Below are 15,779 nucleotides of genomic sequence, written 5' to 3'. Positions count from 1 at the left end.
TGCTCACAAAATTGTCAACAATTCCGTTGACGCATAGGTGCGGCTGCTACGGCGCCTGCTCAGCCCACTCGTCCAGAGCGGCGATGACGCTGTCCAGATGGTTCCGCATCGCCTGTTCCGCGCCGGCCGAATCACCTCGGACCACCGCCTCCACCACGGCCAGGTGTTCTCGGAGCGAGACCTGTGGGCGACCGGGCCGCAGCGAGAGCTGGAATTGATGGCGCACGATCTGTGCGTTGAGCCGATCGATCAGATCGGCCGCGGTCGCTTGCCCGGCGATGTCGCGCAGGGCGGCGTGCAGCTCGTGATTGAGGCTCGAATACTTCATCGGCTCGCCGTCGCGCACCGCCGCGGTGAGCTGCTCGCCGTACTCGCGCAGCCGATCCCGGTCGGCGGCGGTGGCGTGCTGGGCGGCCTTTGCCGCGATCAACCCCTCGAGCACCTTGCGACACTCCAGTATCTCGATCGCCGCCCCACGCGACACCTTGCGCACCCGGGCGCCCCGATTGTGGATCCGCTCGACCAGCCCTTCGGCGACCAGTTCATCGATGGCGGCGCGCACACTGCCGCGGGTGACGCCGAACTGCTCGACCAGCTCCGCTTCCACCAGCCGCTGCCCCGGCGCCACCTCACCCTGCCGGATGGCCCTGCGCAGCTGGTCCATCGCGATGGCTTTTCCCTGGGTTCCCCGTTCGAGCCCCTGAGTCTCCGACACTGACACCGTCCTGCCGATCGATGTGACAACCGTTTTGTCGATAATTATGGCAACAATCTGGCAAGGTGTTGGACCGAGCTGGTTGTGCCCGGTTCAGGCCAGGGCGACCAGCTCGTGCAAGGCGTAGCCGGTGCGCATCGAAGTACCGGTTCTGTGAGAGGGCCGCCGCGACGCGGATGTCATCGGCGCAGCGCCCCGCTGGCGTCGAAAGCCGCTTTCCGCCCGTGCATCTGAGCGCGGTACCAATTCTCGCGATGCCAGAGCATGAGCTTCTCGTGCGCCCGCGCGAAGGGCGGGAGCGTTCTACGCAGGATCTCCATCGCCGTGATCAGCGGAAAGCGCAGGAGGGGAATGACTATCCAGGGAAAGGCCGGGGGCAAGTTGTAGCGGCGCCGGGTGAAGGGCGCCATGTACATCGCGGAGTACACGGAGTTGATGCGGAAGTTGTACGCTTCGCGCAGCCTCGTGAGACCGCGATGGCCGTCGCGCGGCGCGAACGCCATCGGATAGGACTCGATCAGTTCCGCGCCGTGGTGACCGGCGTCGTAGGACCGCGAGGCGATGGTCATGGCCAGCACACGCAACGAGTCGAGGACGGTTTCCGGATACCAGCGCAGCCGCACGCCGAGCAGGTATCCCATGTACTTCTGGAAATGCAACAGCGCCCGGATTTCCGACGCGGTCGTCTGGTACCCGAGCGCCCACAGGCCCAGCCCGGGTGTGACGCTGCCGGCGAGCAGGGTCAGCATCTGGTAGGTCTGGCTGATCGGCAGGCCCCACCGGTCCATGTCCCATTCCGGATGCCCGGCGACCTTCGCGCGGACCGAGACGTGCATGACGCGGACCTTCAACGCCGTGGCCCGCCCGGCCGATCCCGGCGTCAGCAGCGCACCGGGCGCGGAGACGTCCATCCAGAAGCGGGTGGTCTCCAGGAAACGACGCAGCGCGCTGTCCCCGGCGTACCCACCGGCCAGCGACAACGGTGTCGCCACCGCCGCCTCGGTGTACATCTCGAGTGTTTCCGCGCCGGCGAAGCTGAACAGCATCGTTCCCCACCGCCGCCAGATCGCCGCGCCTTGCTCGACCAGCTCGGGCACGACCCATTCGGGCACCGTCTCGAATTCCTCGAACAGGGCGCGCATCGACTCCGGGGCGTCCGGCACGGCGTCGATGCCAGCGGCGAGCGCGGTTTCCAACATCCGGCGCCCGGCCTGCGGGCCGATCTCACCGTGCATCACCTCCGCGACGAACCGTTCCGCGACCGGATCACCGGTGAACAGGTCCTCGCACAAAGCGACGGCCTGCGCGTCGGTCGGAAACAACTGTGTCCCGGTGACTTTCGTGAAGAGACGCTCGAACCGTCGCACCCTCGGCGTGCGGCGCGCTTCCCAGTACCTGAACGCGGTGGGGCACTTCACCGGTGGCTGGTCGCCGGCCTCCGCGCCCGCAGGCGGAATTTCCACTGACATGGGTGCTCCTACTCTTCGATGCGGTCGCGGGGCCGCTCAGCCCACCAGTTCGCGTCGAGCAATCGGTGATGATCTGCCCGACGCCCTCGGACTGGTCGACCGAGGAGTGCGTGAGACGGGGCGGTTCGATCAGCTACGCATGCGGAGCGGCGCCGACGGCCTGCATTTCCCGCGGATCGGTCCGACGGCATGGCCGCAGGCCAGGGTCGAACCGGCGAAGCCCGCGCCGACACCATGCGGAACTCGCGGCAGATCCGCTGTCTCATCTTCGAACCCTTCTCGGGGCGGCTTCGGCGCGCACCCACGCCGGTGACCATACCATTGGGTATAGTTATCGGTACCTCTTCGAATGGAGATACGTCGCGGGAGACGGCGCAGCCGCCAGCCCGGGACGGCGGACGGTCGCCGCGCCTGAACCTCGCGGGGTGGTCACCTACGATCGAGAGGTGATTTCCACCGATGCGGGGCAGCGCCGATGACGGCGGACGGGCCGCAGGCCGCCGATGCCTGCGGGCCCTCCGGCGTGGACGTCACCGAGTCGTCGCCGCGGCGTTCCCGCAAGGCGGCGGCACAGCACCGCGGCCGCGCGCCCCGGCTCTCCTACGAGGCGTGGGTCGACGGTGCGCTGGCACTGCTCGCTCGTGAAGGCGTCTCCGCCATCAGGATTCCGCGGCTGTGCCACGAACTCGGCGTCACCAAAGGCAGCTTCTACTGGCATTTCGACGACATCGAACAACTCATGGAGGCGATGGCCGATCGGTGGTGCGCGCGGCAAACCGAGATCATCCGGGCACTCGGGGCGATCGACTCCGTTCCGGTCGAGCAGCGCATCGCCAATATGGCCGCCAATCTCATCGACCAGGGCACCTGGGCCACCGAGGCCACCGTGCGCGAGTGGGCGCGAAGCGACGAGAAGGTGGCCGCGACGGTGCGCGCCCTGGATCGGCAGGTCTTCGAGACGGTGCGAAAGGCGATGCTGGAGTTGGGCTTCGCTCCCGACGAAGCGCGTTTGCGCGCCGGTGCGATGGTGTATCTGGGCATCGGCTTCATTCACGGTCGCGGCAGCCTGCCCGCGCCCACCGCGGAGGAAGCGCGAGCGTTCCTCGGTCTGCTCACCATTCCCGCCCCGAAAGGAACTCCGCCGTAGGTTCCGGGCCGGCTGGGTCACCCGGCCGAGTTCAACGGCCGTATCCGGTGATGCCGCGGATCCAGGTGATGAAATCCGCGGCGTCTTCGTTGCTGCCGTGCCCGGCATCCCAATACATGGCGGCGTCGACATTCGCGCCGAGGTTCTCCAGCTTCGCGGCGAGATTGCCGACGACGGTCAGGGAGGTGTCGGAATCCTTGGTTCCGACGCGGATCCACCAGTGCTCGGCCCGGCCCGGGGTCTGGTTGTCGAGGAAGTACATCGGGTTCATCAACTCGAGCTTGCCCGGCAGGTCGCTGTCGAGTTGCGCGTTCGCCTCGCCGGTGGCGTGGCGCAGGCTGTAGAGGGTGAAGTGGCGTGCCTTGGTGGTGCCGTTGCCGAATTCGTTGTTCTCCCCGGAAGACAGGTCGAACGCGTCGAAGGCGGGCACGTTCTTCTTGCGCGCGCCGACATGCGCGAGGTAGTCGGCCCAGGTGAAGGTCGCGGTGCCGTTGTCGAAGCGCAGCCACGGGTTGGCGGCCAGGTAGGAGTCGCGGTCGCTGTCCGGCAGGGCTTTCAGGTACTCGGTGGCCGAAGGTTGCAGGTAGGTGCGCAGCAGGTGCTCGCCGTAGTTGTCGGCGGTGAGCGCCGACCCGTCGCGTCCCCGCAGGTTCAGCGATGCCTGGTAGGCCGGGAACGCTCCGGCCAGTTCGCGCGACACCGTTCGATCGACCTGTTCACCGGACTGCAGCGGATTGCCGCCCCAATTCCATTCGTAAGCCATGTCGGCGTGTTCGAGGTCGGCGATGGGGCAGTAGTCGGCGCTGGCGAAGATGGCATCTGAGGCGTCGGCCGCACCGATATCGGTGAGGTAGGAGTCGTAGCGGTCGCTGTCTCCGGACGCGCCCAGCAGCGCCGACATCGCTCCGCCCGCGCTGACACCGGTGGAGACGATCCAGTCGGTGTTGCCCGGCACCCGCCCGCTGTTGTGGCGCAGGTACCGCACCGCCGCTTTCAGATCCACGATGGCCGCGGGCGCGACCCCGTAGTAGACGCCGTCGGCGGCGACCAGGTCGCGGCCGCGGGCTCCCGCCTCGACGACAACGTAACCAGCTGCCAGCGCGAGGTCGGGATTGCTGGTGCGGTTCCCGCCGTCGTCGAACCCGCCCGGTCCGCCGGGCGCCGTGCCGCTGGGCGGGGTCGCCCCGGGCGGAAGGCCGCCGGGCATGCCGCCGGTACCGGTCACCGAGCCCGACAGGTATCCGGCGATGTTGTTGCTGAGCAGGATCGGCGCCTTACTCGCGTCCACCGCGGCGCCATCGATCTCGACCGGAACCTTGACGTTCAGGCTCTGGTATTGCTCGTCCACCGGTTTCGCCACATAGACGATGCCCTTGTACTGGCGGTAGGTGATCTTCCGCTCGCCGTCGGCAGTGGTGACCGTCGCGGTCTCCGTGGTGAACTTCTCGGGATCGAAGCGCAGCGTGTCCGAGGTGCCGGATTCGGACCCCTTGTCCTCCTGCGAGTCACAGGCGGAGGCGACCAGCGGGGTCGCGGTCGCTGCGGCCAGCGCGGCGAGCATGGTCCTGCGTCGCATGAATGTTCCTTTCGAATCAGAGAACCGGGTCTTCACCAGGGCGTGTCACCGAGCGCCGCAGCTCGTCGTCCCAGCGGGGAAAGATGTCCGTGTGGATGCCGAACTGGTCCAAGGCGCGGCCGACGGTGTGGTCGATGACGTCTTCGAGGCCCCGTGGGCGGAAGTAGTACGCGGGGACCGGCGGCATGATCGTGCCGCCCGCTTCGGTGATCGTCACCATATTGCGCAGGTGGATCAGGGTGAGCGGTGCTTCCCTGGCCAGCAGCACGAGGGGGCGGCGCTCCTTGAGCGTGACGTCGGCGGCCCTGGTGAGCAGCGAAGAGGTGACGCCGGAGGCGATTTCGCCGACGCTGCGCATGGAGGCCGGGGCGATCAGCATGCCGCGGGTGTGGAACGATCCCGACGACAGCGGGGCGCCGACGTCCGAGAGCGCCCACACGTGATCGGCGCGGTCGGTGAGGTCGCGGCGGCTGAGGTCGGTCTCGTACGCGCGCGTGAGGTCGGCGGCCTTGGTGACGACGAGGTGGGTCTCGATCCCCACCGTGCGCAGTACGTCGAGCGCGCGTACGGCGTAGACGATCCCGGTCGCGCCGGTCACTCCGACGACGATCCGGTCGGTGGGCGTCGGCGTCATGGGTACTCCAGATCCAGGTCGGGTGCGTACGGGCGGGGGTCGACGTCGCGGAAGCGGGCGCGGGTGAATTCCGCGCGCAGGTGATAGGGCGCGGTGGCGTCGAAGATGGTTTTCGACGTGGTGCCCTTGGCCGGCAAGCTGGGGTCGTAGGCGGGCTGCTGACTGGGATCGAGCACGTGTCCGGCCACCGCGGGCACGGTGATGATGTCCCGATTGCCCTGCATGCGGGTCTGCATCGCCCACAGCACGTCGTCGGTGTCGAAGATGTCCACGTCCGTGTCGACGAGGACGACGTTCTTCAGCTCGGAGTACACCCCGAAGGCCAGCAATGCGGCCTGGCGGGCTCGCCCGTCGTCGAAGGCGCTTTGCTTGGCGCATTTCAGGATCGCCAGGAACTTCCCCCCGCCCGCGCTGTGGGCGTAGACCTCCGTGACGAAGCCGGGCATCGCGTCGTGCAAGGCGTGGAAGATGCTTGCCTCGGTGGGGATACCGGCCAAGCTCACGTGTTCCTCGCCGGGCCCGACGAGCGTCTGCAGGATCGGCCGCTCGCGGGTGGTCACCGCCGTCACCTTGATCACCGGCAGCGCCGGGTTGGCCGGGCCGTCGTAGCCGGGGAATTCCGGCATCGCGTGCCCGGTGTGCGTGTTCTGGTCCTCGGCCTGGCGCTCGCCGGGAACGATATAGCCCTCGATCACCACCTCCGCGGCGGCGATGGCCTTTTCGGCCACCGTGACCCCGCGAACCAGTTCCACCGGCTTTCCGCGCAGGCCACCGGCGACGGCGAGTTCGTCGTAGCCCAGCGGTGTCGTCGGGGCCTCGAATTCGGCGCCTATGTGAATGGCGGGGTCGAGGCCCATGTTGACCGTGATCTCGAACCGGCGGCCCGCCTGCTCGGCTCGTTGCCGGAAGGCGTCGATGTGGCGTCCCGGAGCGAAGAAGATCGTCATCTCGTCGCGGCTCTGCACGCACAACCGGTGGATCGTGACGTCGGTGCCGAGCTCGGGATCGCTGCCGAGTACCAGGCCGAGACAGAAGTACGGCCCCGCGTCCTGATCGGTGTTGGTCGGGGCGGGCAGCACCTTGCGCAGATCGAAGCCGGGATCGTCGGCGCGATGGACCACCTGCTGGCATGGCGCGTCGCCGCCATGGAACTCGACCGGTCCCACGGCCTTGTCATAGGCCTCGGACATGCGCTGGGTCAGCCGGTCGGGTGGGGATTCGAGCAGGATGCCCACGCGTTTGCGGCTGGCCATCAAGCCGACCAAGACGCGGGCGTCGGGGTAACCGGTGACGTTGTCGAAGATCATCGCCGGTCCGAGCCGGGTCGGCCGCTGCACCGTGCCGCCCGCCCCGATCCGCCGATAGACCCCGGCGAGCTCACCGATCGGGTCGACCGGGTGGTCGGTCTCGAGGAGCTGACCAGGATGCCGCGCCAACCTGCGGAGCGCGGATCGGAGGTCGGTGATCGGTTCTTCGTCGCCGTTGTGGCCGGTCATGGGGGTCTCCTCGCGGTGGGCGTCAGCTGTCCGACGGGCGATCACCGGCCGGATCGTCCGGGGCCGTTGTGGCGGGATCGCGCCGCCAGGTCACGTCGAGCTGGTCGCGCTCGCCGAAACGGACGAGGTGCCTGGCGAGCACGTCCTCGAGCCGCGGCAGATCCTCGGCAGCCGCATCGATCCGCAGATGCAATTCGCCCGGACGGGCGGTGACCGTCGCTCGGCCGATGTCCAGGTCGATCCAGCCCGCCGAGGATTCCGACGACCACTCGCCGCCGTTGCGCCGCCCCAGGTGCGACACCAATTGCTTGCCGTACCGCTCCGGTCGGTCGGTGTGGACGACCGAGTGCGACGAGCCGCGCGCGGTCACGCCGCGACCCTCGATCGGAGACGCGCTCCCAGTTCCTGCGACGCCATGACGGCACCAACCTTCGGGTTGCTCTGTCTTCGCAAGTGCTCGCTGCCTAGGAGACGAGACCGGTCCAGCGTCGGCCCAGCAACCGGTGCGGCGGCGATATCGAGGGCACTACCCGGCCAGATGCGGTTCACACTTGCCGTCAACGGCGGGACCGGCGCAGTTCTCCGTCGTTACCGGGACGCGCCGAAACGGCCGGGCGGCGGCAGGACACGCCGCCCTGCGCCGCGACGGGCTCGACGGTGACACCCGTGCCCACGACCTCGTCGCGGCAGTCTACGAGGCGCTGTAAGTCCCCACTTCGCGGCATGGACAAGGCGGGTGTCGGTTGCGGCGACGGCCGGAGTGCGGAGCTGCCCGATCAGCCGTCGTGTTCCCCGTGGAGTCGGTCGCATGGCGTGGTCGCCGGGAAGCACCGCGGCGGCAGAGTGCTGCTCGTCGTCGGTGCTTTCCGCCGCTGGTCTCGTATTCGGTCCGCGTCATACCGTCGTGTGGCCGATCTCGATTTCGTCTGTCGAGAGGCCGGAGAGACCGAGGACATCGTGCAGCGCGTGTACGCCCGGTGCGGCGCCCCGCGCTCGCTCGGTCGCCGCGACGGCGACGAGGGCGGTGGCGCGGGACTGGTTGCGCCCGCGCGCCCAGCGCGTGGTGCCGTTGTGACCGCGAGCGAGCACGATCCACTGGTCCGTCCCCGGAATATGCAGTCCGCGTGGGGCTTTCGCTGCTCCCGGCAGCCAGGTCAAGACGGCCAGTGCAATAGTGGCGGGCCGGGAATCCAGTCCGAAGTAGGTGCGGACCGGGATATTCAGTTCCCGGCGCAGAGTGTGCTGATCGGAGAAGTCCAGCCGGAACAACAGCCGCCGCCCGCGGTGTCCCGGTAGCAGGAATCGTGCGGGTCGGCTGTAGTTGCGGATGCGCTCGCCGTCCTCGTGGAAGTGCGCGCCCAGCAGGCGGTAGGACCATTCCGTGGCGGCAGCGCCGTGGCGCTCACCCGCGCCGAGCAGCACGGCCAGGTCGATCGGCCCTGGCGCCTCCTGATGAACCGCGATGGCCAGCAGGTTGGTCAGGCCGGGTGCGAGCCCCACGTCGACCAGGATGGGCGCCGCCGCGGGCCGCCGACGGAGCGCATCGACGTAGCCCGGCGTCGCGGTGATGTCGACGAACGCGCAGCCGTCCGCGCCGGCGACGGCGGCCAATTCCGGATTCTCGGAGCCGGAGGCGTTGACGACCACATCGACTCCGGACAGCGCCGCGCGATAGCCCGTGAGCATCGGGTCGCCGAGGTCGACGACCGCGTCCGCGCGGACGCGATCGCGTCCAGCCGCGATCACGGTGGCCCCGCCGCGGCGAAGTTCGGCGACCACATGCCGCCCGACCGCACCGTAGCCGCCGAGCACCAGGACCTTCATCGCAGCGAATCATCCGGCGCGGACGCGGCGGACAAGCGCCGCCGGTCCCAGCGGGCCCACCCGTCGCGGGGCGCACCGGCGCGTCGTCCCTGCCCCGCGTCGTGGCGGCGGCGCGCCTCGGCCATCGACGCGCCGATCGAGTGGTGCCGCCCCCACCAGTGGATGTGGCGCAGGTATCCGCGTGAGCGGTAGGTGTTCATCACGGCTACATGCTCCGGACTGCCGGTGAACTCCTCGAGCGCCGCTTCGCCGCTCCACAGGGACAGCGAGTACGTGATCCGGCCCCACGGCTGATAGGCGGTGACGATGCCGAGCGCACCGTCGGTCCGAAGCACCTGCTGCTCCAATCGGGCCGAGATCACGGCGACCGGGACCACGTCGCGGAACCGGTGCGGGCGGAATTCGTTGACGCTCAGCAAGATCCGTTCGGGCAGTGCGGAGCCGGATGCCGGGTACCACGGGCGGTACAGGCGAAGCTCACGGGCAGGGAAGCCGGACTGCGCATGCGCGCGCAGCGTCGTCGCCGCGGACACCCGGAGCGCCCCAGCCGTCTCGGAGACGCGGTCGGCGCGTGCGCGAATTTCCTCACGGGCGCGAACAGGGAGCATGATCATCACTCTTTCCGATGCGGTTCGACGCCTGCGCGCCGTGCCGCTAGCCTCGCAGATGTGCTCGCCGCCGGACTTCCGAAAACGTGCGGTGGTCAACCGCCGCCGCTGGTGTGGATCAGGCCGGACCACGCCGGCTACCTCGGCCCCAACATCCGAGTCGAACACCATTCCGCCGCGGTCGACGTGCTCAATATCGGGGTCGACGCGCCGTTGACCTTCGAAGCTCCCGGCCTCGGCCGTCTGCGCGTGCGCAGCGTCTACGCGCCTGCGCGTCTTCCGCACCGGGTGCTGGCTCCCGAAGGAAGGGTCTTGCTGCTGTTCGCCGATCCCGCGTGCCGCGCGGTGTCCGGCGCCATGCGCGGGTCCGTCGGTCATTTCGGCGTCGGACATCGGTGGGAAGCCGAGATCGCCGCGGCATGCCGCGACGGTGGCGCGCCCGAACTGATCGCCCGCCGTACCGCGCTGCACGCCGACGTCATCGCCGATCCGCGCATCACCCGCCTGACCGGCGCCATCCGGGCCGCGCCCGAGCGCGCATACCGGGCGCACGAGGTCGCCGCCGGGCTCGGCTTGTCCACCTCGCATTTCCTGCGCTTGTTCGAGCGCAGTACCGGCACCACATTCCGCCGTTATCAGCAGTGGGCCCGCCTGCGCCGGGCCGTCCACGGTCTGGCATCGGGCCACGACGTGACCCGCAGCGCCGCCGAGGCGGGCTTCGCCTCACCATCGCACTTCAGTGACACCTTCCGGCACACGTTCGGTCTCTCCGTGACCGACCTGCTCCACACCGGCGTGCGGTTCGACATCACCGATAGTCGTGGATAACGACAGGCAGGCCCACGGAGGGTTTCGCCCCGAACGGGCACCGCGGAGCTGAAAACGTTTGTGTGCGCGGGTAGCGGGCCGATGATGGTCGGCATGGAATCGTCGAAGGTGACTCTGCGGAGGATGACGGAAGCGGAGTACACGCAGGCTAGGCGGGACCGCGAGGCGGCGGGGGCACGCGAACTCGGCAAATTCATGTCAGAGGAAGAGGCTTGGAGGCGGGCGCGGAACGGCACGGCCCAATTCCTTCCGGCCGGGCGCGACACCGAAGGTCATCATCTGGTCGTCGCCGTGAACGCGGCCGGTGAGGTCGTCGGCAACGCGTGGATCGGCCCGGACCCCCGGGATACCACCGGCACGGCCGAGTCGGCGTGGCTGTACGACATCAACGTCTACGAGCCGTTCCGCCGCCGCGGCTACGGATCGGCGATCCTCGCCGCCGCGGAGGAACTGATAGCCGGTGAGGGGCGAACCAGGCTCGGCTTGAACGTGGTGGGCGACAACGCGGCGGCGATCGCCTTGTACCGCCGCAATGGCTACCGGGTGTCCTCGATGCACTTGGACAAGCAGCTGCGTTGCGAATGACGTCGATCCACCGGCATCGGCGGCCGACCAGGTGATTCGCTGTTCCGGGCGGTCTTCGCCGACTCGCGTACTTAGACTCTCGGCATGACCGATCTCGCGGACTTCGCCCGGCTGATCGCCGGCGACCATGGACTCTGCGTCGTCTCCACGCTTCGAGCCGATAACACGATCCAGTCGTCTCTGGTCAACGCGGGCGTGTTGCCACACCCCGAGCGCGGGGCGGATGCGGTGGGTCTGGTGGTGCGCGGCGGTACGCGCAAATTGGATAATCTGCGTGCCCGGCCGCGTGCGACGATCGTGGTGCGCGTCGGATGGGAATGGCTCGCAGCCGAGGGGCCCGTGTGGATCGTCGGCCCCGACGACCCGGCTCCAGGCATCGACGCCGAACGGTTGCGTCTTCTGCTGCGTGAAGTGTTCACCGCGGCCGGTGGCACGCACGAGGATTGGGACGAGTACGACCGGGTGATGGCCGCCGAGCGCCGGGCGGTGGTGTTGATCTCGCCGGATCGCGTCTACGGCAACGGCTGACTCGCCGCGCTGTGCGAGAACTCGAGCCGCAGCGCCCGGCGACCTGACCGATGCCGAGACGAGATGACGCGAGAATCAGCGATCCGGCCGGGCGCACGCAGCGACTCTCCGCGCGCTCAGCACGTGTGCCGCGGGAGCGGCAACCCACTCGTACGGCGAGCCGGCGTCGTCAGGGCGCATCCAGCACGCTTGCCGGAACCCCATACGGCAGGAACCGCACCCGCCGGCGCTCATCGGTGTTGTCGCGATGCGCGCGCAAGGCCTCGAGCTCGCTCGGGAAGACCTGGTCCACCCTGGCCTCGCCGCTGTCGTCGATGCGGTAGATCACCCATACCCCGCTGCCGGTCTCACCGGTGATGTCGCCCTCGGGCTCCGGTGGACGCGTCCGCTGCGGTTGGACGAACTGTCCGAGCAGCGACGCCAGTGAACCGATGCTCGCGTGATCTACGCGGTCCAGGTATACGCCTGCTTTCCCGAGCAGGTCGCGCAGCTCGGTTCCCGCCCCGCGCAGTGCGCGTTCGAAATCTTCCGGGTCGATGCCGAAAGGCCCGTTGGTTGGCATCGCATGTACTCCTGGGGCTTGTCGAGTGCTATCTCCCCAGTGTCCTCGGGAAACGCCGACTCCGCCACGTCGGCCTCGCCCGCTCCGGGAGTGCGGGAGATCCATCGGTGGGGAGGCGTCGTCGGGTGACGCCGTCGCGGACGGTGGGGGCGTCCGCGGTCCGGTCTTCTACTGAGGTGAAAAACGCGGCGGGTGGGGGCCAGCGGGGGGGCCCGAACCCCGCCGGCCAACCGGGCGCAGGCGGAGGGGTTTTTTCTTTTGTTGTAACACCGGGGGGGGGGGCGGCCCTGGGGCGCCCCCCCCCCCGCCGCGTTCACTCCGGGCTCAGGCGTAGGTTTCCCCGGCCGCGGCCTTGGCGCGCAACGAATCCGGAACCTCGAACCGATCACCGTAGCGGGCACGCAGCTCGTCGGCGCGTGCCACGAAACCGGCCGTGCCGCCTTCGTACTGGTTGATGTACTGGATCACGCCGCCGGTCCAGGCCGGGAAGCCGATGCCGAAGATGGAACCGATGTTGGCATCGGGGACGGTGCGCAGGACGCCCTCGTCGAAGCAGCGGACGGTGTCGATGGCTTCGGAGAACAGCATGCGCTCCTGCATGTCGCGGAACGGGATGCCGTGGTCGGCCTTGGTGTACTTCTCCACCAGGCCGGGCCACAAGCCGAGCTTGTTGCCCTGCTCGTCGTACTCGTAGAAGCCGCGGCCCGCCAAGCGGCCGGGTCGGTCGTACTCCTCGACCATGGCGTCGACCAGCGGGTAGGCGTTGGAGTCGACCCAGCGCTTGCCCTCGGCGAGGAAGTTCTCCCGCAGCGAGCGCCGGATCTTCTGCGCGAGCTCGAGATTGATCTCGTCGTTGAGCGCGAGCGCGCCGACCGGGTAGCCCGCCTGGGTGGCGGCCTGTTCGACGGTGGCCGGGTGCACGCCCTCGGCGACCAAGGCGACGGCCTCGTCCATGAACTGGCCGATGACGCGGCTGGTGAAGAAGCCGCGACTGTCGTTGACGACGATCGGCGTCTTCTTGATGGCGAGGGTGTAGTCGATGGCCCGCGCGATGGCCTCGTCGCTCGTCTCCGCGCCGACGATGATCTCCACCAGCGGCATCTTGTCGACGGGGGAGAAGAAATGCAGTCCGATGAAGTCCTTCGGCCGGGTGACGCCGGTGGCCAGATCGGTGATCGGCAGGGTCGAGGTGTTCGAGCCCAGCAGCGCGTCGCCGTTCACGACCGACTCGATCTCGGCGAAGACCTTCTTCTTCAGCTCCGGATCTTCGAACACGGCCTCGACGACGAAATCGCAGCCCGCGGCATCGGCCGGGTCGGCGGTCGGGTGGATGCGGTCCAGTACCTGATCGCGCTTGTCCTGGGTGATCCGGCCCTTGGCCAGCGCCTTGTCCAGCAGCTTGCGCGAGTAGTCCTTGCCGCGTTCGGCGGCCTCCACGGTGACGTCCTTGAGCACCACCCGCATTCCGGCCTGGGCCTGGACGTAGGCGATCGCCGCGCCCATCATGCCCGCGCCCAGCACCAGCACCTTCTCCGGTTTGCGCACCGGGTAGCCCTCGGGGCGGCTGCCGCCCTTGTTGATGCTGCCCAGGTCGAAGAAGAACGCCTTGATCATGTTGGCGGAAATCTGGCCGCAGATGAGGTTGGTGCAGTACCGGGTCTCGATCTTGAACGCGGTGTCGAGGTCGACCTGCGCGCCCTCGACGGCCGTGGTCAGCACGGCGATCGGCGCGGGCATGGGCGCGCCCTTCAGTTGCTTGCGCACGTTCGCCGGGAACGCGGGCAGGTTCGCCGCCAACGACGGGCTGGCCGGGGTGCCGCCGGGGATCTTGTAACCCTTGACGTCCCACGGCTGGACAGCGTCGGGGTTGGCCTTGATCCACGCGCGGGCGTTGTCGAAAAGTTCCTCGCGGGTCGCGACGACTTCGTGAATGATGCCGACCTGCAGCGCCTTCGCGGGCTTCATACGTTGCCCTTGGCCGACCACGTTGAGCACAGCGCCGGTGATGCCGAGCAGCCGCACGGTACGGGTGACGCCGCCCGCGCCCGGCAGCACGCCGAGCGTCACTTCGGGCAGGCCGAGCTGCGAGCCCTTGACGTCCAGCGCGATCCTGCGGTGGCAGGCGAGCGCGAGCTCGAAGCCGCCGCCGAGCGCGGTGCCGTTGATGGCGGCCACCACCGGCTTGCCGAGGGTCTCCAGGCGGCGGAACGCGGCCTTGTAGGTGTCCAGGCCGAGCGCGATGGTGGGCGCGTCCTGCGGCCCGGCGTTCATCAGCAGGTTGAGGTCGCCGCCGGCGAAGAAGGAGTCCTTGCCGGAGGTGACGATGACACCGTCGTAGCTGTCCTTCTCCGCTTCCAGCCGGTCCACGGTGGCGGTGAGATCCCGGGCGAACGCCTCGGTCATGGTGTTGGTGGCCTGAGTGGGATCGTCGATGGTCAGCACCAGCACCCGGTCCGCACCGAGTTCCCAGGCAATCATGTTGTTGCTCATTGCTTTTCGCCTCTACTACTTCCGGATGCTCAGACGCGCTCGATGATGGTGGCGATGCCCATGCCGCCGCCGACGCACAGGGTGATCAGCGCGCGGTCGGCGCCGCGCCGCTCCAGTTCGTCGACCATGGTGCCGGTGATCATCGCGCCGGTCGCGCCGAGTGGGTGGCCCATGGCGATGGCGCCGCCGTTGACGTTGATCTTCTCGTCCGGGATGCCGAGCTTCTTCTGGTAGTTGAGCACCACGGAGGCGAACGCCTCGTTCAGCTCGAACAAGTCGATGTCGTCGAGCGTCAATCCCGCGGTGGCGAGCACCTTCTCGGTGGCGGGGACGGGGCCGGTGAGCATGATGGTGCTGTCCGCGCCGCTGACTGCACCCGCGACGATGCGCGCGCGGGGAGTGAGCCCGGCCCGGCGCCCCGCCTCTTCGCTGCCGATGAGCACCAGCGCGGACCCGTCGACGATGCCGGAGGAGTTGCCGGCGTGGTGCACGTGGTCGATCTTCTCCACCCAGTGGTAGCGCTGCAGCGCGACCGCGTCGAAACCGCCCTGTTCGCCCATGAAGGCGAACGACGGCGGCAGGCTCGCCAGGCTCTCCACCGTGGTGTCCGGCCGCATCAGCTCGTCGTGGTCGAGGATCACCGCGCCGTTGATGTCCTTCACCGGCACAACGGATTTGGCGAAGTATCCGCCCGACCAGGCGGCGGCGGCGCGCTGCTGGGAGCGGACCGCGTAGGCGTCGACGTCGGCGCGGGAGAAGCCTTCGACGGTGGCGATCAGGTCCGCCGACACGCCCTGCGGCACGAAGTAGGTGCTGTAGTTGGTCGCCGGGTCCATCGGCCACGCGCCGCCGTCGGCGCCCAGCGGCAGCCGCGACATGGATTCCACGCCGCCCGCGATGACGAGCTGGTCCCACCCCGAACGGACCTTCTGGGCGGCGGTGTTCACGGCCTCGAGGCCGGAGGCGCAGAAGCGGTTGAGCTGTACGCCTGCCACCGTCTCGGGCAGTCCTGCGGCCAGCGCCGCGGTCTTGGCGATATCGCCGCCTTGGTCGCCGACCGGGGACACCACGCCGAGCACGATGTCGTCGACGGTCTTGGGATCCAGGTCGGGGTTGCGCGTCTTCAACTCGTCGATCAGGCCGACCACCAGGTCGATCGGCTTGACGCCGTGGAGCGCGCCGGTCTTCTTCCCGCGGCCGCGCGGGGTCCGGATGGCGTCGTAGATATAGGCCTCGGGCATGACTTCCCTCGAGATGGTGTGCAGGTACCGGTGGACCGCGGGGCGAGGGGAGCGGATGGCGCCCCTCGCCGCACGC

General features: G+C 68.8%; 15 protein-coding genes. 4 read left to right on the top strand and 11 right to left on the bottom strand.

All coding sequences use genetic code 11. From position 1 onward, the window contains the following. Nucleotides 1-46 precede the first annotated feature (46 nt). Both U3653_RS19290 and U3653_RS19285 read right to left on the bottom strand, forming a co-directional pair. Nucleotides 47-715, bottom strand: a complete 669-nt coding sequence (locus U3653_RS19290; protein ID WP_323124281.1) for a GntR family transcriptional regulator — start codon at nucleotides 713-715, stop codon at nucleotides 47-49. A 179-nt stretch (nucleotides 716-894) separates the two neighbouring features. Then, nucleotides 895-2,184: an oxygenase MpaB family protein gene (locus U3653_RS19285; RefSeq protein WP_195081089.1), complete on the bottom strand. Its 1,290-nt coding sequence runs from the start codon at nucleotides 2,182-2,184 to the stop codon at nucleotides 895-897. A gap of 475 nt (nucleotides 2,185-2,659) precedes the next feature. On the opposite strand from U3653_RS19285, the gene U3653_RS19280 reads away from it, so the two are divergent. Further along, nucleotides 2,660-3,331 carry a TetR/AcrR family transcriptional regulator gene (locus U3653_RS19280; RefSeq protein WP_195081090.1) on the top strand — a complete coding sequence of 224 codons (672 nt, stop codon included), beginning with the start codon at nucleotides 2,660-2,662 and terminating at the stop codon, nucleotides 3,329-3,331. Between the two features lie 31 nt (nucleotides 3,332-3,362). Here the strand turns inward: U3653_RS19280 and U3653_RS19275 are convergent, their stop codons facing one another. From U3653_RS19275 to U3653_RS19250, 6 genes are all read right to left on the bottom strand, one after another. Beyond that, entirely contained in the window at nucleotides 3,363-4,907 is a 1,545-nt protein-coding gene (locus U3653_RS19275) for a subtype B tannase (RefSeq protein ID WP_195081091.1), read from the bottom strand. 16 nt (nucleotides 4,908-4,923) lie between these two features. Beyond that, entirely contained in the window at nucleotides 4,924-5,541 is a 618-nt protein-coding gene (locus U3653_RS19270; RefSeq protein ID WP_195081092.1) for a UbiX family flavin prenyltransferase, read from the bottom strand. Then, entirely contained in the window at nucleotides 5,538-7,037 is a 1,500-nt protein-coding gene (locus U3653_RS19265; RefSeq protein ID WP_195081093.1) for a UbiD family decarboxylase, read from the bottom strand. Before U3653_RS19265 ends, U3653_RS19270 begins: the two co-directional genes overlap by 4 nt. Nucleotides 7,038-7,059: 22 nt before the next feature. After that, nucleotides 7,060-7,407 carry a DUF2218 domain-containing protein gene (locus tag U3653_RS19260; protein WP_195081094.1) on the bottom strand — a complete coding sequence of 116 codons (348 nt, stop codon included), beginning with the start codon at nucleotides 7,405-7,407 and terminating at the stop codon, nucleotides 7,060-7,062. 524 nt (nucleotides 7,408-7,931) lie between these two features. Continuing rightward, nucleotides 7,932-8,861 carry a saccharopine dehydrogenase gene (locus tag U3653_RS19255; protein ID WP_195081095.1) on the bottom strand — a complete coding sequence of 310 codons (930 nt, stop codon included), beginning with the start codon at nucleotides 8,859-8,861 and terminating at the stop codon, nucleotides 7,932-7,934. Further along, nucleotides 8,858-9,469: a hypothetical protein gene (locus tag U3653_RS19250; protein WP_195081096.1), complete on the bottom strand. Its 612-nt coding sequence runs from the start codon at nucleotides 9,467-9,469 to the stop codon at nucleotides 8,858-8,860. The genes U3653_RS19255 and U3653_RS19250 overlap by 4 nt, the downstream gene beginning before the upstream one ends. Nucleotides 9,470-9,529: 60 nt before the next feature. On the opposite strand from U3653_RS19250, the gene U3653_RS19245 reads away from it, so the two are divergent. The 3 genes from U3653_RS19245 (at nucleotide 9,530) to U3653_RS19235 (ending at nucleotide 11,410) form a co-directional block, all read left to right on the top strand. After that, nucleotides 9,530-10,297, top strand: a complete 768-nt coding sequence (locus tag U3653_RS19245; protein ID WP_195081097.1) for a helix-turn-helix transcriptional regulator — start codon at nucleotides 9,530-9,532, stop codon at nucleotides 10,295-10,297. A 123-nt stretch (nucleotides 10,298-10,420) separates the two neighbouring features. Then, nucleotides 10,421-10,882 (top strand): GNAT family N-acetyltransferase, encoded by a 462-nt coding sequence (locus U3653_RS19240; protein WP_323124280.1) that lies wholly within the window; start codon nucleotides 10,421-10,423, stop codon nucleotides 10,880-10,882. Nucleotides 10,883-10,966: 84 nt separating this feature from the next. After that, nucleotides 10,967-11,410 carry a TIGR03618 family F420-dependent PPOX class oxidoreductase gene (locus U3653_RS19235; RefSeq protein ID WP_195081099.1) on the top strand — a complete coding sequence of 148 codons (444 nt, stop codon included), beginning with the start codon at nucleotides 10,967-10,969 and terminating at the stop codon, nucleotides 11,408-11,410. Nucleotides 11,411-11,579: 169 nt separating this feature from the next. Here the strand turns inward: U3653_RS19235 and U3653_RS19230 are convergent, their stop codons facing one another. The 3 genes from U3653_RS19230 to U3653_RS19220 form a co-directional block, all read right to left on the bottom strand. Next, the gene (locus tag U3653_RS19230; RefSeq protein WP_195044655.1) at nucleotides 11,580-11,972 is read right to left on the bottom strand and encodes an Rv0313 family protein; all 393 of its coding nucleotides are present in this window, start codon (nucleotides 11,970-11,972) and stop codon (nucleotides 11,580-11,582) included. Nucleotides 11,973-12,296: 324 nt separating this feature from the next. Continuing rightward, on the bottom strand, nucleotides 12,297-14,462 hold the full coding sequence (locus U3653_RS19225) for a 3-hydroxyacyl-CoA dehydrogenase NAD-binding domain-containing protein (protein ID WP_195081100.1): 2,166 nt from the start codon (nucleotides 14,460-14,462) through the stop codon (nucleotides 12,297-12,299). A gap of 29 nt (nucleotides 14,463-14,491) precedes the next feature. Further along, the gene (locus tag U3653_RS19220; RefSeq protein WP_195081101.1) at nucleotides 14,492-15,703 is read right to left on the bottom strand and encodes an acetyl-CoA C-acetyltransferase; all 1,212 of its coding nucleotides are present in this window, start codon (nucleotides 15,701-15,703) and stop codon (nucleotides 14,492-14,494) included. Nucleotides 15,704-15,779 lie beyond the last annotated feature (76 nt).

The sequence above is a fragment of the Nocardia implantans genome (assembly GCF_035544775.1).
Lineage (GTDB): Bacteria > Actinomycetota > Actinomycetes > Mycobacteriales > Mycobacteriaceae > Nocardia > Nocardia implantans.
Note: the sequence above shows the minus strand (reverse complement) of the source record. Positions and strands in the feature narration are given on the sequence as shown.